This is a genomic window from Reyranella sp. (assembly GCF_004297405.1).
In the GTDB taxonomy this organism is placed as follows: domain Bacteria; phylum Pseudomonadota; class Alphaproteobacteria; order Reyranellales; family Reyranellaceae; genus Reyranella.
In genome coordinates this window covers 216,208-228,982 of the sequence record NZ_SCVC01000036.1, presented here as the reverse complement: position 1 = coordinate 228,982, position 12,775 = coordinate 216,208, and the positions used below count along the sequence as shown (strand labels likewise).

Sequence of the window (12,775 nt, the reverse complement as noted above, 5' to 3'; positions counted from 1 at the left end):
TCCTGGTCACTCGGGCGTAACCCGCCCGTGCCTCGGAAATGCGCCCGATTCGGCGTTCTAGCGATGATGTGGAAGGTAATGACGTTGCGCCAGGCGTAGCCTCGACAGGGCGAAGGGCGCTTCCCATATGCTGGTCATGACCGGAGGACGACCGTCATGAAGGCTATTTGGCAGGGCAAGGTGATCGCCGAAAGCGATCGGACTCTCGAAGTCGATGGCTACCGCTATTTCCCGCGCGAATCGGTGCGCATGGACCTGCTGCAGATCACGCCCAAGACGGCGAACGATCTCAAATGTCCCCACGGCGTCCAGTTCTACGATGTCGCTGAAGGCGATCGGCGCAGTCCGCGCGCGGCCTGGTCCTACGAAGCGCCACAGCAACGCATGCAGCCGGTCGATCACTGGATCGGCTTCTGGGAAGACGTCAGCGTTGCGAGCTAGGGAGAGGCTGCAAAAGAAAACGGCCAGCATTCGCTGGCCGTTTTTTCATCTTGATCTGAAGCTGTGAATCAGCGCGCCGGCGCGATCGCCGTGACCAGCAGCGGCGTCGTCATGCCGATCACGACATCGCCTACCTTGATCTTCTTCAGCATGTCCTGCTTGGCGATCGTGTTGGCAGCGTAGGTGCGGACCGCACCACCGCGGCCATCGATCACCGAGACGGTGTTCTTGGCGAGGTCGACGCCGACGACCGTCAGCGTGAAGCGGCCGGCCTCGACATCCGTCGCGTTGGGCTTGGTGTCCATCTGATCGCGGCGCGCCAGCTGCGAGCCCGGGCCCTTCTGGCGCAGGTTCAGCATGGTGATCACCTCGGTATAGGTGACGTTGGCCATCGAGTTGTCTTCGATCGCCGCGAGGTTGGTGACACTGTCAGTCACCGGAAGGATCACGAGCTGGCCGGTCGTCGAGGTGAAGGCGACGGTGCGGCTTTCCGGATCGACCGACTCGATCTTGACCCGCTGCGTAACCGTATCGTTGAACGCCACGCCTTCGCGCGGCACGGCCTTCACCTGGGCCGATGCCTGCCGCTCCGGCAGGCTCATGCCGACCGCCAGAACTGCCGCAAACAAGGAAAAAACCGCGGTCAACTTTGTCGAACGGATCGTCATTGCCGTGCACCTCGCAAAACCCAACGCGCCGGACAATAGCGATCAGAACTGGCGACGCAACCTCCAAGGGCGCCAGTTTTCCCAACAACTTTGGGATTTTATCCGATCACGTAGTTGTCAACCGAGATGGGCGAGGACGGCCCGAGCGACTGCGTCGGGCTGATCGAGGTAGGCGAGGTGGCCGGCCTCGGGGACGGTTTCGGCCCGTGTCGCGCCGTTAATTCCCCCGTTGATCCCTGCCGCGAATTTCTGTGCATAGCTCGGCGGCAGGAGGGTATCCCGGTCGCCCCACAGAACGAGGGTGGGCGCCGCGATCAGGCCGAGACGCTTTTCCAGCCGCGTATTGCCGAGTGGCCAGAAGGCGCGGGCGGCGGCTTCGGACGCCCGGCTCATTTCGATCGGCCATTCGACGGAATTAGCCCCCTCGGGGGGCGTCACAAGGGCGGTCCACTTGTCGCCATCGGCGCACATCAGGCCGGGCAACACGTCCCGGCGCTGGGCCCAGGGGTCGGCAGCCGGTTCCTGGTCGTCGAACAGGCCGAAGGGCGCGATCAGCACCAGCCGGCCGACTTGGTCCGGAAAGATCGCGGCCATTTCGGCCGCGAAGGCACCACCTACCGAGGCGCCGACCAGATCCGCCCCGGCGAGACCCGCCTTGTCGATCAACTGGCGCACCGCCAGCACCCAGTCGAGGTGGCTGTCGAGTTCCGTGTGGCCGGTCGCGCCCGGATAGCCCGGCAGCGACGGCGCGATCACCGTACGGGTCTCGGCAAGCTTGTCGAGGAACGGCAGCCACCGCGGCAGGCCGCCGAGGCCTGCCAGGAAGCCGACCTTGGGGCCTTTGCCCTTCGTCCAGACACGGCAGGGGAAACCGTTGACCTCGACGGTCGTCGTCACAGGCTGGGACACTGGAACTACTCCGCGGCGACGGTTTGCGGACGGAAGGCGGGAACGGCGGCGCGTTGGCCCTTGGCCAGGGGCTTCGGCCACCATTTGTCTTCCCACTCGCCGAACAGGTCCTTGACCTTCGGCATCACCTTCTCCGCGAACAGCCGTGTGTTGTACTTGGTCGTATCCTTGCTCATGTTGCCGTACTGCAGCAGCAGCATGAGATGGCCGACGTTGAGGCTCTTGGCGACGTGGCGGATCTGCTCGACGACTTCATCGGGCGAACCGATGATGACGTAACCACCATCCACGATGTCCTTCATGTTGGTGGCCTTAAGGCTGAGCTTGCTCGAATAGCTCGCTGTGTTGGCGGCCTTGGCGACCATGCTCTCGATGCCGGCGCGCTGCGTGGCCTCGGTCGTGTAGCCGGGCGGAGTCGCAAAGCGCGCGTCGACGTGCAGGCAGCGGCCGTAAAAATACTCGGCAGGCTCGGTGTAGAGATCGAGAGCCTGCTGGCGGCTTTCGGCAACACCGACGAACTGCAGGAAGCCCGCGCGGTAAGGGTTCCGATCCTTACCGAGCTTTTCCATCTCGTTCCAGAAGCCCTGCATCGTCGTAAGGCCGGCCTTGTAGCCGTAGTAGGAGAGGTAGCAGTAGACGTAATCCATCTCCGCGCACCACCGCCACGTCTCGACCGATCCACCGCCTGGAATCCAGATCGGCGGGTGAGGGTCGTTCTGGATCGGCCGCGGCCAGATGTTGACGTAGCGCTGCTGGTTGTAGCGGCCGGAGAAGGCGAAGGTGTCCTTCTCGGTCCACGCCTTCTTCACCAGGTCGTGCGCTTCGTAGTAGCGCTCGCGCAGCAGGCTGGGGTTCTGGCCATAGGCGTAGCAGGTGTCCATCGGCGAGCCGACCGGGAAGCCGGCGATCAGCCGGCCACCCGAGATGCAGTCGATCATCGCGAACTCTTCGGCCACGCGGGTCGGCGGATTGTAGAGGGCCAGCGAATTGCCCATGACGCAGAGCGCGGTGTCGGTCGTGCGGCGGGCCAGCGAGGAGGCGATGAGGTTGGGCGAGGGCATCAGACCGTAGCCGTTTGAATGATGCTCATTCACACAGACGGCGTCGTAGCCAAGCTCGGCGGCGTATTCGAGCTCGTCCATGAAGTCGTTGTACATGTGGTGCGCGCGCTTGGGGTCGAACAATGAAGAGTGGATGTCGACCCAGACGCTCGGGTGCTTCTGATTGAAGTCGTCGGGAAGCTCCGTGTACGGCATCAGGTGGAACCACATGAGCTTCATGGTGCTTTCTCCCTAAACTCAGGCCTTTGAGGTAAACGACCGTTTACCTACGAGGGAGCCTGCCCCGACTCCGACGGGCTGCGCAATCTGTGATTTCCGCAAGGCAGGCGTAATTTTATTGTTTTTCCCCTGCGTCATTCTTTCGGAATAGTATTTTGTGCGTTGCAATCTCGCGAGCGCAACAATAGCTTTGCCGCATTGCAGGAGGCTTAGCCATGACCGTCGTCGCTTTTGCGGCTCGCCAGCATCCCACGGCCAACCAGCCGAAGAAGGATCTCTACGAAGTCGGTGAGATTCCGCCGCTGGGGCACGTGCCGAAGAACATGTATGCCTGGGTTATCCGGCGCGACCGTCACGGTCCGCCCGAGCAGTCCATGCAGCTCGAAGTCGTGCCGACGCACGCGATCGGCGAGGACGAGGTGCTGGTTCTCGTGATGGCCGCCGGCGTGAACTACAACGGCGTCTGGGCGGGTCTCGGCCTGCCGATCTCGCCGTTCGACGTCCACAAGCAGCCGTTCCACATCGCGGGCTCCGATGCCTCGGGCATCGTCTGGGCGGTCGGCGCCAAGGTGAAGCGCTGGAAGGTCGGTGACGAGGTCGTCATCCATTGTAACCAGGACGATGGCGACGACGAGGAGTGCAACGGCGGCGATCCGATGTTCTCCACCAGCCAGCGCATCTGGGGCTACGAGACGCCCGACGGTTCGTTCGCGCAGTTCTGCAAGGTGCAGGCGCGCCAGCTCATGAAGCGCGCCCAGCATCTCACCTGGGAAGAGAGCGCCTGCTACACGCTCACGCTCGCCACGGCCTACCGCATGCTGTTCGGCCATCGTCCGCACATCCTGCGTCCCGGCCACAACGTGCTGGTGTGGGGCGCGGCGGGCGGCATCGGCTCGATGGCCGTGCAGCTCATCGCCACCGCGGGCGCCAATGCCATCGGCGTGATCTCCGATCCGTCGAAGAAGGACTTCGTGATGTCGCTCGGCGCGCGCGGCGTCATCAACCGCAACGATTTCGACTGCTGGGGCCAGTTGCCCGACGTCGACGACCAGGCGGGCTATGCCGAGTACATGAAGAAGTGCCGCAAGTTCGGCGCGGCGATCTGGGAACATACCGGCAAGGGCAACGATGTCGACTTTGTCTTCGAGCATCCCGGCGAACAGACCTTCCCGGTCTCGTGCTTCATCGTGAAGCGCGGCGGCATGGTGGTCTTCTGCGCCGGCACCACCGGCTACAACCTCACTATGGACGCACGCTTCGTATGGATGCGCCAGAAGCGCATCCAGGGCAGCCACTTCGCCAACCTGCTGCAGGCCAGCCAGGCCAACCAGCTCGTGATCGAGCGCCGCATCGATCCCTGCATGAGCGAGGTCTTCGACTGGGCCGATATTCCCAAGGCTCACACCAAGATGTGGAAGAACCAGCACAAGCCCGGAAACATGGCGGTGCTCGTCTCTGCCAAGCGTCCTGGCATGCGTACCCTCGAAGACGCAATCGACGACTAGAGCGCGGGCGGCAACCGAGCTTTGTTCTGCGCAATCAGCAGAGGGCTCTTGTGTCGATTGCCGACATTCCCGGCAGGGATCTCGTGATCCCTGCCGAGTAGCGTGAGCCTATGACAGGCCGTCGAAAGTTCATGTGGGCCGCAGGTGCGACCGCTATCCTTCCTCTCCTGGACCGTTTGGGGATGACATCGTCTGCGCTCGCCCGCGATGGTGCGTCGGCCAAAGACGCCGGCTTCCGCATGCCACTGGAAAGCGACCGGCACGAGCGCACGTTCATGCAATGGCCGTCGCGCTCGAGTATCTATGGAAGCAAGCAGGCACTCGATGCTGTTCGCTCCAAGATTGCGCTGATCGCCAAATCGATTGACCGCTTCGAGCCGGTTGTCGTGCTGGCTCGCCCCGAGCAGATCGAGACGGCCACGAAGGCGCTCGGACCCGGCATCGAGGTGTGGCCCATCAGGACTGAAGATTTGTGGTGTCGGGATTCGGGCCCGACCTTCGTCGTCTCGAATTCCGGAAAGCTTGCGGTCTCCGATCTTGGATTCAACGGCTGGGGCAACAAGCAGAGCCACGCTGACGACGGTTTGATCGCCAAGGCTGTCGCCGAGAAACTCGGCTTCGCCGTCTACGGCGGCGGCATTGTCGGAGAGGGTGGCGGCGTCGAGGTCGATGGCGCGGGCACGGTGCTGGCGCACGAGAGTTCCTGGATCAATGCCAACCGGAACAAGGGAAGCAAGGCAGAGGTCGAGCGACTCCTGTTGAACGCGCTGGGCGCGGAGCGGGTGATCTGGGCGCCTGGCATCAAAGGGGCTGACATCACCGACTACCACATCGATGCGCTCGCCCGATTTGTGAAGCCGGGCCAGATCGTCATTCAGCTCGGAGAGAAGCGGGATCACAGCGATCCGTGGTCGGCTGCGGCCTTTGAGACCTACGATATCCTGAAGTCGGCGAGGGATGCGCAAGGGCGCAGGCTCGACATCGTGGTCATTCCTGAACCTGTGGACATCCGGTCCCGTTCCCGCAGCTTCGTGTCGAGCTATGTGAACTACTACGTCTGCAACGGCGCCGTGATCGGCGCCGAGTTCGGTGATGACAAGGCCGACACCGAGGCGAAGGCCATTCTGGCGCGCCTCTATCCGGGGCGCGAGGTCGTGAGCCTCAATGTCGACCCCTTGGGAGAAGCAGGGGGCGGCATCCACTGCGCGACCCAACAACAACCGGCACGAACGACATAGCCGACTATTGCCTGAACAAGGGCCAGTCAGGCGACCTGAAGACCACCTTCCAGAGAGCGTTGAAATGTCATTGATCCTGAAAGACCTCCTTCCCCTTTGCACCGAGACCATCGCGGCGGTCGACCGCCATGAAACGGCTGCACGCGAGGCTGTTCGCAAGCTGGTCGCGCCCAAGGGCAAGGTCGATCCCGCATTGCTGGAGCGCGAGCAGTTCGCCGCGCACGGTTTTGCCTGGATCGCGACCTACGTCGCAGCCCTGCGTCAGATGCAGCGCTGGGCCGAGTCGGGCCATGACGGTGAGCTGGAGCGGCTGATCCTTCAGTCTGCCTTCGGCGAATACCTCGCACAGCTCAAGGGTGGCATTGCCATCAGCCAGGTCGAGATCGTGCGGCCGGGCGACCTTGGCCTGGATGGCGCGGCGCTCGAAACGCCGGCGGTGGCCAAGCTGATCGCCGCCAACACGCCGGCGGTGCGCGGCCGCATTGCCGAGCTGATCGCCGATGGGCTGGAGACCGGCGGCTTCGGTGCGCTCGGCCTCGACGACGAGGCACTTGAAGAAGTGCGTCGCCAGTTCCGCCGCTTCGTCGATACGGAGGTCGGCCCGCATGCCCACGGCTGGCATCTGCGGGACGAGCTGATCCCGATGCCTGTGGTGCAGAAGATGGCCGAGCTGGGCGTCTTCGGCCTCACCGTGCCCGAGGAGTGGGGCGGGCTGGGCATGGGCAAGCTCGCCATGTGCGTCGTCACCGAGGAGCTGTCGCGGGGCTATATCGGCGTCGGCTCGCTGGGCACGCGTTCGGAGATCGCTGCCGAACTGATCCGTTCCGGTGGTACCGAGGCGCAGAAGAAGAAGTACCTCTCGCGCATCGCTTCGGGCGAGCTGCTGCCGACGGCAGTGTTCACCGAGCCCAATACCGGCTCCGATCTTGCGAGCCTGCGCACGCGCGCCGTGCTCGAGGGCGACACCTACAAGATCAATGGCAACAAGACGTGGATCACGCACGCCGCCCGTGCGGACATCATGACGTTGCTGGCGCGCAGCGACACTTCCAAGCCGGGCTACCAGGGCCTCTCGATGTTCCTTGCCGAGAAGCCCCGTGGCAACGACGCCAATCCGTTCCCGGCCAAGGGCATGAGCGGTGGCGAGATCCGTGTGCTCGGATATCGCGGCATGAAGGAATACGAGATCGGCTTCGACGGCTTCGAGGTGCCGGCCGCGAACCTGCTGGGCGAGAAGGAAGGCCACGGCTTCAAGCAGCTCATGGCGACCTTCGAAAGCGCGCGCATCCAGACCGCAGCGCGTGCCGTCGGCGTGGCGCAGAACGCACTGGAGCTGGGCCTGCGCTATGCACGCGAGCGCGTCCAGTTCGCCAAGCCGCTCTATGCGTTCCCGCGTGTCGCCGGCAAGGTCGCCTGGATGGCAGTCGAGACGATGATCGCGCGCCAGCTCACCTACTTCGCCGCGCGCGAGAAGGACTCAGATCGTCGTTGCGATATCGAGGCCGGCATGGCCAAGCTGCTGGCGGCCCGCGTCGCCTGGAGCAACGCCGACAATGCGCTGCAGATCCACGGCGGCAATGGCTATGCGATGGAGTATCCGGTGAGCCGTGTCCTGTGCGACGCCCGCATCCTCAACATCTTCGAGGGCGCCGCCGAGATCCAGGCCCAGGTCGTCTGCCGCGGCCTGATCGAGGGCAGGAACTAGCCCCAGTTGCCGCCGGCGAAGCGGTCGGTGGCGCGGATCAACTGATCGAGGATGCCCGGTTCCGAATAAGCGTGGCCGGCGCCCTCGATGAGATGGAAGTTGGCCTCGGGCCAGGCCTTGTGCAGGGCGTAGGCGTAGCGCGCTGGGCAGGGCATGTCATAACGGCCATGGACGATGACGCCGGGAATGCCACGCAGGCGATCTGCGTCGCGCAGCAATTGGCCTTCTTCCAGCCAGCAGCCATGGATGAAGTAGTGATTTTCCAGACGCGCAAAGGCGAGGGCGAAATGGTCCTCGCCATGTTCGGAGGAGAGGGAGGCGTCGGGCAGTAGAGTGACCGTCTCGCCTTCCCATACGCTCCACGCCTTGGCGGCTTCGATCTGCACGGCACGGTCGGGACTGGTGAGGCGCTTGCGATAGGCCGCGATCATGTCGCCGCGCTCGGCTTCCGGAATCGGTGCCTGGAACTTCTCCCACTTGTCGGGGAACATTTCCGAAGCGCCGAACTGGTAGTACCAGGTGAGCTCGGCCTTGGTGACGGTGTAGATGCCGCGCAGCACCAGCTCGCTGACGCGCTCGCGATGTTTCTGAGCGTAGGCGAGCGCGAGGGTCGACCCCCACGATCCACCCAGCACCAGCCACTTGTCGAAACCTGCCAGCTCGCGCAGACGCTCCATGTCATCGACGAGATGCCAGGTCGTGTTGGCGTCGAGGCCGGCATGTGGCGTCGATTGCCCACAACCACGCTGATCGAACAGGATCACGTCGTACTTCGAGGAATCGAACAACCGGCGATGATCCGGCGAGATGCCACCACCGGGGCCGCCGTGGAGAAAGACCGCGGGCTTGCCGCCGCGCTTGCCCACGCGCTCGTAATAGATCGAGTGGCCATCGCCGACGTCCAGCATGCCGGTGCGATAGGGTTCGATCGGCGGGTAGAGAGAGCGCAAGGAAGTCATGATCGTCCTGTTCGGAAGGGCGTTATTTGCCGTGACGAAGCAATTAAAAGCGATTGATCCGCAATGGAAGCCAGTCATCAATGGCTGACGTTGATGTCATTGTTTTGTTGGAGATTGTATGACGCGCATTGTTGCAGCCATTGCTGCCCTGTTCCTGGTCACTGGTTGCGTCCAGACGACTAAGCCCGATGCACCGGGCGATGTGCAAAGCGCGTGCTACCAGAACTTCGTGGTCGAAGGTACGCCCGGCATCTCGAACGTGAACTACCGGAGCTGGCGCGAGTTTCCCGGTCTCGCCGATCAGCAACGCGCGCTCAACAATCTCCGCTCGGCGATGATGGCGGAAGGATTCAGCAATATCGGTGTCGATGCCTCGGCCGGCGCGCTCACGGCGGTTCAGGCCCATTCCATCCCCAGCCGGGCACCGACGCTTCGCGTTTCAGCGCGGAAGGTCGGCGCCGGTGTACGCGTCGATGCCATCTTCATGATCCTGCAAGGCCAGACGTCCGACTCCACCATTGTCCGGCGCAACCTGTGCCGGATCGTTGACGCGGCGAACCTCTAGAGAGGCTCTACGTAAGAGGCTGCAATCGAGATGGCTGCATTGTCGCCGTTAGGGCGACGATGCCCGCGCTCACTGCGTCATCGGCTCAGCGAGCCTCTGGCGCTTCCGTCCGGTTCGCCAGACCCGACTTGATGCCCAGTCTGTCGAGCAGCTCCGCGTCGCGGTTGCGCTGCGGATTCTTGGTCGTGAGCAGAACGTCGCCGATGAAGATCGAATTGGCGCCTGCTAGGAAACAAAGCGCCTGCAGTTCGTCGGTCATGTACTGACGCCCGGCCGACAGGCGGACGACGCTGCCCGGCATCAGGATGCGGGCGACGGCGACGAGCCGGGCCAGCGCGATCGGATCGGGGCGTTCGGCCGTGTCGTTGACCGGCACGCCCTTGACCTCGTTCCACATGTTGATCGGCACGCTTTCCGGCGGGCTGGGCAGATTGGCCAGCAGCAGAAGCATGCCCAGCCGGTCCTCGACCTGTTCGCCCATGCCGATGATGCCGCCGCAGCAGAGCTTGAGGCCGGCGTCGCGGGCATGGGCCAGCGTGTCGATACGGTCCTGCAAGGTCCGCGTCGTGATGATCTTGTCGTAGAACTCCGGCGAGGTGTCGACGTTGTGATTGTAGAAGTCGAGACCGGCCTCGCGCAGCCGTGCCGCCTGCGGGGGCGTCAGCATGCCGAGCGTTGCACAGGTTTCCATGCCGAGGCCCTTCACCGCGCTCACCATGTTGCAGACGCGATCGAGATCGCGGTCCTTCGGATTGCGCCAGGCGGCAGCCATGCAGAAGCGGGTCGCGCCGGCGTCCCGCGCACGGCGCGCCGTTTCCACGACACCCAACTGGTCCATCAAACGCGTGGCTTTCACGTCGGTGTCGTAGTGGGCGCTCTGCGAGCAGTAGCCGCAATCTTCCGGGCACCCGCCGGTCTTGATGCTGAGCAGGCTGGCGGTTTCGACGTGGTTGGGATCGAAGTTGCGGCGATGAACGGTCTGCGCCTGAAACACCAGGTCGGCGAAGGGCAGGGCATAGAGCGCTTCGGCTTCCGCACGAGTCCAATCGCGACGCGACTGGGACGTGGCATCGTTCGCATCATCCATGCGCGGAGTTACTGCATTCATCGCCGGGACCTCTGAACTAAGCTGAACGAAAAGTCGCCGGCATCCTTATCACGAAGATGGCGATCTCGTGTCGGCGACCTTGATGCCCATGACCTTCTTGGGCGGGAAGCGCTTGAAGGTGCCGAGATGGTTGCGCATGCCGAGCTGAAAGGCCTCGACGTAGGCGAGCTTGCGCGTCAGGTAATTGTGCTGCTCCTTGGGATCGAGATAGAGATTGTAGAGCCTGGGATAGGCGAAGCGTTCCAGCACGCCGGTAAAGCCGCCGGTACCGGCCGCGTCGGTCGAATCGTCGCTCGTCGCCGACAGGACCATCTTGTATTCACCGCAACGCAATCCGGAAAAAGTCTGCGACAGCCAGTAGTAGTGATACTTGCGGCTGGAAAGACCTTCGGGCGCCAGGATGAACGAACTCTGGTCGATGCCGTCGATATAGCGATCCGAGGGCAGCAGGTCGGACGCGCCAGCGAGCGCGAGTGCCGTCGGCAGGATGTCGTTGAAGTCGAACAGGCCATCGCTCTGGCGCCCGGCTTCGATCGTGCCCGGCCAGTAGAGCAGGCCGGGGACGCGCACGCCGCCTTCCCAGGTCGAGCCCTTGGCGCAACGGAACGGCGTGAAGGCCGCATCCGGCCAGGTTTCCATATGCGGACCGTTATCCGAGGAGATGAAGATCAGCGTGTCCTCGAGCTGGCCCGACTCGCGGAGTGCTTCGACCAACCGGCCCATGATCTCGTCGAGTTCGAGCAGGGTGTCCTTGTAGGGATGCCGGGCCGGTGACTTGCCGAGATATTTCTCGTGCGGATAGTTGTCGAAGTGCGCACCGCGCGTGCAATGGTAGAGCAGCCACGGCTTGTCGGACGTCGCCTGCTTCTTGATGAAGTCGATCGAGTATCGGCACCACTTCTCGTCGAGTTCGGAGAGCACGGGGATCGTGACTTCCTCGACGTTGGTGGCCTCCTTGCCCTTCGTCGCGTGCACGAAGCAGCGGTTGAAGGGCATGTTCTTGATCCACTCGGTCCGGGCGTCGGAGTAGACGATCTCCGGGAAGAAATGCGGATCGCGCCATTCCGTGTACATGTCGGAGACGGACAGGAAGCCGTAGAAGTCGTCGTAGCCCACGTTCTGCGGCTGTGATTCGATGTTCTCGCCGATGTGCCATTTGCCGACTGCCTGGGTCGTATAGCCGGCCTGGCCGAGCAGCATGGGCAGGGTGACTTCGCCTTGCATGCCGCCCGGCTCGCCGTACATTGGCGGGCGATGCAGGCCGTGCCGGTTGGGCACGCGGCCGGTATGCAGCGTGGCGCGGGACGGCGAACAGGACGGTTCAGAATAGCAGGAGGTAAGCTGCAGCCCGCCGCGCGCGATCTTGTCGAAGTTGGGCGTCGGAGCGCCGACAGCCACGCCGCCGCCATAGCAGCCGAAGTCACCCCAGCCGACATCGTCCATCAGGTAGATCAGTATGTTGGGCTTCTTCTTGCGCGCCGCGAGTTTGCGTGCCGCGATCTCGATGTTAGCCTGGTGCACGAAGCCCGGCTCGAGATGATCGGCCTTGCGTACAGTTGATGTGGCGATGGCATCGAATGTCGGCATGCTTCCTCCGCGTGATTTTGAGTCACGCTATCGTCCGACGCTCCAACGGCAAAACAGAATCGCTCATGGACAGGTAGCCGACAGTCTAACGTGCGACGTCGGCGGCAATGGTGCGGGCGAGGGCGTTGAGTGGCATGCCATAGCGCGCACCGGCTTCGGTCTCGGTCATGGCCGAACGCGTGAAGCGCATGGAGATGCTGCCCAGCACGCGCGGACCATTCCGGATGGCGACGGCGATACCCTGCAGACGGCTTGGTCGCGGCAGGACGGCGAAAGCGTAGCCGTCGCGCCGTATCCGCGCGAAGGCGGCGGCAAGGCTCGCATTGCTGCGTGCGCCGAGATCGCGCAGCACGGCGCGGCGCTCCTCGTCTGAGCAGAAGGCGAGCCAGGCGCGGCCGAGTGCGCCCGTCAGGATCGGGCTGCGACGCTGCAATGCCGAGCGCTCGAAGGACATCGGACTCTCCGGTGCCGTCGAGTAGCGGATGGTGATGGCTCGATGGCTGATCGTGCCGAGGTAAAGCGGCCAGCCGTGCTTCTGCGTGAAGCGGCGCATGTGCGGGGCGGCGGCATCGACGAAGTGATCGACGAAGCGGATGCCCTGGGCGAGGCCCAGCACGCGATCGGTGAGGCGATAACCAAGATGGCGCGACACCTGGGTCACATAGCCCAGCTCGATCAGCGTCTTGAGGAGCCGCATGACGGTTGGGCGCGGCAGGCCAGTTTCGTCGGCCAGTACGGCGACGGTGCCCTGCGGACGTCGGCTCAGCGCCTCGAGGACGGTAAAGCTGCGGCGCACCGGCTCGATCATGC

12 protein-coding genes are annotated in these 12,775 nt (G+C 63.6%); 5 read left to right on the top strand and 7 right to left on the bottom strand.

All coding sequences use genetic code 11. From position 1 onward, the window contains the following. Window positions 1-156 precede the first annotated feature (156 nt). Entirely contained in the window at window positions 157-441 is a 285-nt protein-coding gene (locus tag EPO50_RS24065) for a DUF427 domain-containing protein (protein ID WP_296348265.1), read from the top strand. Window positions 442-509: 68 nt separating this feature from the next. On the opposite strand, the gene EPO50_RS24060 is transcribed toward EPO50_RS24065, so the two are convergent. The 3 genes from EPO50_RS24060 to EPO50_RS24050 all read right to left on the bottom strand — a co-directional run bounded on the left by EPO50_RS24060 (window position 510) and on the right by EPO50_RS24050 (window position 3,298). Continuing rightward, the gene (locus EPO50_RS24060) at window positions 510-1,109 is read right to left on the bottom strand and encodes a hypothetical protein (protein WP_296348263.1); all 600 of its coding nucleotides are present in this window, start codon (window positions 1,107-1,109) and stop codon (window positions 510-512) included. A 117-nt stretch (window positions 1,110-1,226) separates the two neighbouring features. Then, a complete protein-coding gene (locus EPO50_RS24055) occupies window positions 1,227-2,018 on the bottom strand; it encodes an alpha/beta hydrolase (RefSeq protein WP_296348261.1) in 792 nt (263 codons plus the stop codon). 5 nt (window positions 2,019-2,023) lie between these two features. Beyond that, window positions 2,024-3,298, bottom strand: coding sequence for an LLM class flavin-dependent oxidoreductase (locus EPO50_RS24050; RefSeq protein WP_296348259.1), 1,275 nt, complete (start codon window positions 3,296-3,298; stop codon window positions 2,024-2,026). Between the two features lie 215 nt (window positions 3,299-3,513). Between EPO50_RS24050 and ccrA the strand changes: the two genes are divergently transcribed. From ccrA to EPO50_RS24035, 3 genes are all read left to right on the top strand, one after another. Beyond that, the gene (gene ccrA / locus EPO50_RS24045; RefSeq protein WP_296348258.1) at window positions 3,514-4,803 is read left to right on the top strand and encodes a crotonyl-CoA carboxylase/reductase; all 1,290 of its coding nucleotides are present in this window, start codon (window positions 3,514-3,516) and stop codon (window positions 4,801-4,803) included. Window positions 4,804-4,985: 182 nt separating this feature from the next. Next, the gene (locus EPO50_RS24040) at window positions 4,986-6,041 is read left to right on the top strand and encodes an agmatine/peptidylarginine deiminase (protein WP_296348256.1); all 1,056 of its coding nucleotides are present in this window, start codon (window positions 4,986-4,988) and stop codon (window positions 6,039-6,041) included. Between the two features lie 64 nt (window positions 6,042-6,105). Further along, window positions 6,106-7,746 carry an acyl-CoA dehydrogenase family protein gene (locus EPO50_RS24035; protein ID WP_296348254.1) on the top strand — a complete coding sequence of 547 codons (1,641 nt, stop codon included), beginning with the start codon at window positions 6,106-6,108 and terminating at the stop codon, window positions 7,744-7,746. Here EPO50_RS24035 and pip read toward each other — a convergent pair. Further along, a complete protein-coding gene (gene pip / locus EPO50_RS24030) occupies window positions 7,743-8,705 on the bottom strand; it encodes a prolyl aminopeptidase (protein WP_296348252.1) in 963 nt (320 codons plus the stop codon). The genes EPO50_RS24035 and pip overlap by 4 nt on opposite strands. A 118-nt stretch (window positions 8,706-8,823) precedes the next feature. Here pip and EPO50_RS24025 point away from each other — a divergent pair, with 118 nt between their 5' ends. Continuing rightward, window positions 8,824-9,270, top strand: coding sequence for a hypothetical protein (locus EPO50_RS24025; RefSeq protein WP_296348250.1), 447 nt, complete (start codon window positions 8,824-8,826; stop codon window positions 9,268-9,270). Window positions 9,271-9,355: 85 nt separating this feature from the next. Here the strand turns inward: EPO50_RS24025 and bioB are convergent, their stop codons facing one another. The 3 genes from bioB to EPO50_RS24010 form a co-directional block, all read right to left on the bottom strand. Further along, the gene (gene bioB / locus EPO50_RS24020; RefSeq protein WP_296348248.1) at window positions 9,356-10,378 is read right to left on the bottom strand and encodes a biotin synthase BioB; all 1,023 of its coding nucleotides are present in this window, start codon (window positions 10,376-10,378) and stop codon (window positions 9,356-9,358) included. A gap of 48 nt (window positions 10,379-10,426) precedes the next feature. After that, window positions 10,427-11,965 (bottom strand): arylsulfatase, encoded by a 1,539-nt coding sequence (locus EPO50_RS24015; protein WP_296348245.1) that lies wholly within the window; start codon window positions 11,963-11,965, stop codon window positions 10,427-10,429. An 85-nt stretch (window positions 11,966-12,050) separates the two neighbouring features. After that, a complete protein-coding gene (locus EPO50_RS24010) occupies window positions 12,051-12,773 on the bottom strand; it encodes a helix-turn-helix domain-containing protein (RefSeq protein ID WP_296348244.1) in 723 nt (240 codons plus the stop codon). Window positions 12,774-12,775: the final 2 nt, after the last annotated feature.

Excerpts from the sequence above, each read along its gene's own strand:
- EPO50_RS24010 (WP_296348244.1), bottom strand. The coding sequence starts at position 12,773 with ATGATCGAGCCGGTGCGCCGCAGCTTTACCGTCCTCGAGGCGCTGAGC.
- EPO50_RS24025 (WP_296348250.1), top strand. The coding sequence starts at position 8,824 with ATGACGCGCATTGTTGCAGCCATTGCTGCCCTGTTCCTGGTCACTGGT.
- bioB (WP_296348248.1), bottom strand. The coding sequence starts at position 10,378 with ATGAATGCAGTAACTCCGCGCATGGATGATGCGAACGATGCCACGTCC.
- EPO50_RS24065 (WP_296348265.1), top strand. The coding sequence starts at position 157 with ATGAAGGCTATTTGGCAGGGCAAGGTGATCGCCGAAAGCGATCGGACT.
- EPO50_RS24015 (WP_296348245.1), bottom strand. The coding sequence starts at position 11,965 with ATGCCGACATTCGATGCCATCGCCACATCAACTGTACGCAAGGCCGAT.
- EPO50_RS24060 (WP_296348263.1), bottom strand. The coding sequence starts at position 1,109 with ATGACGATCCGTTCGACAAAGTTGACCGCGGTTTTTTCCTTGTTTGCG.
- EPO50_RS24035 (WP_296348254.1), top strand. The coding sequence starts at position 6,106 with ATGTCATTGATCCTGAAAGACCTCCTTCCCCTTTGCACCGAGACCATC.
- ccrA (WP_296348258.1), top strand. The coding sequence starts at position 3,514 with ATGACCGTCGTCGCTTTTGCGGCTCGCCAGCATCCCACGGCCAACCAG.
- EPO50_RS24040 (WP_296348256.1), top strand. The coding sequence starts at position 4,986 with ATGACATCGTCTGCGCTCGCCCGCGATGGTGCGTCGGCCAAAGACGCC.
- pip (WP_296348252.1), bottom strand. The coding sequence starts at position 8,705 with ATGACTTCCTTGCGCTCTCTCTACCCGCCGATCGAACCCTATCGCACC.
- EPO50_RS24050 (WP_296348259.1), bottom strand. The coding sequence starts at position 3,298 with ATGAAGCTCATGTGGTTCCACCTGATGCCGTACACGGAGCTTCCCGAC.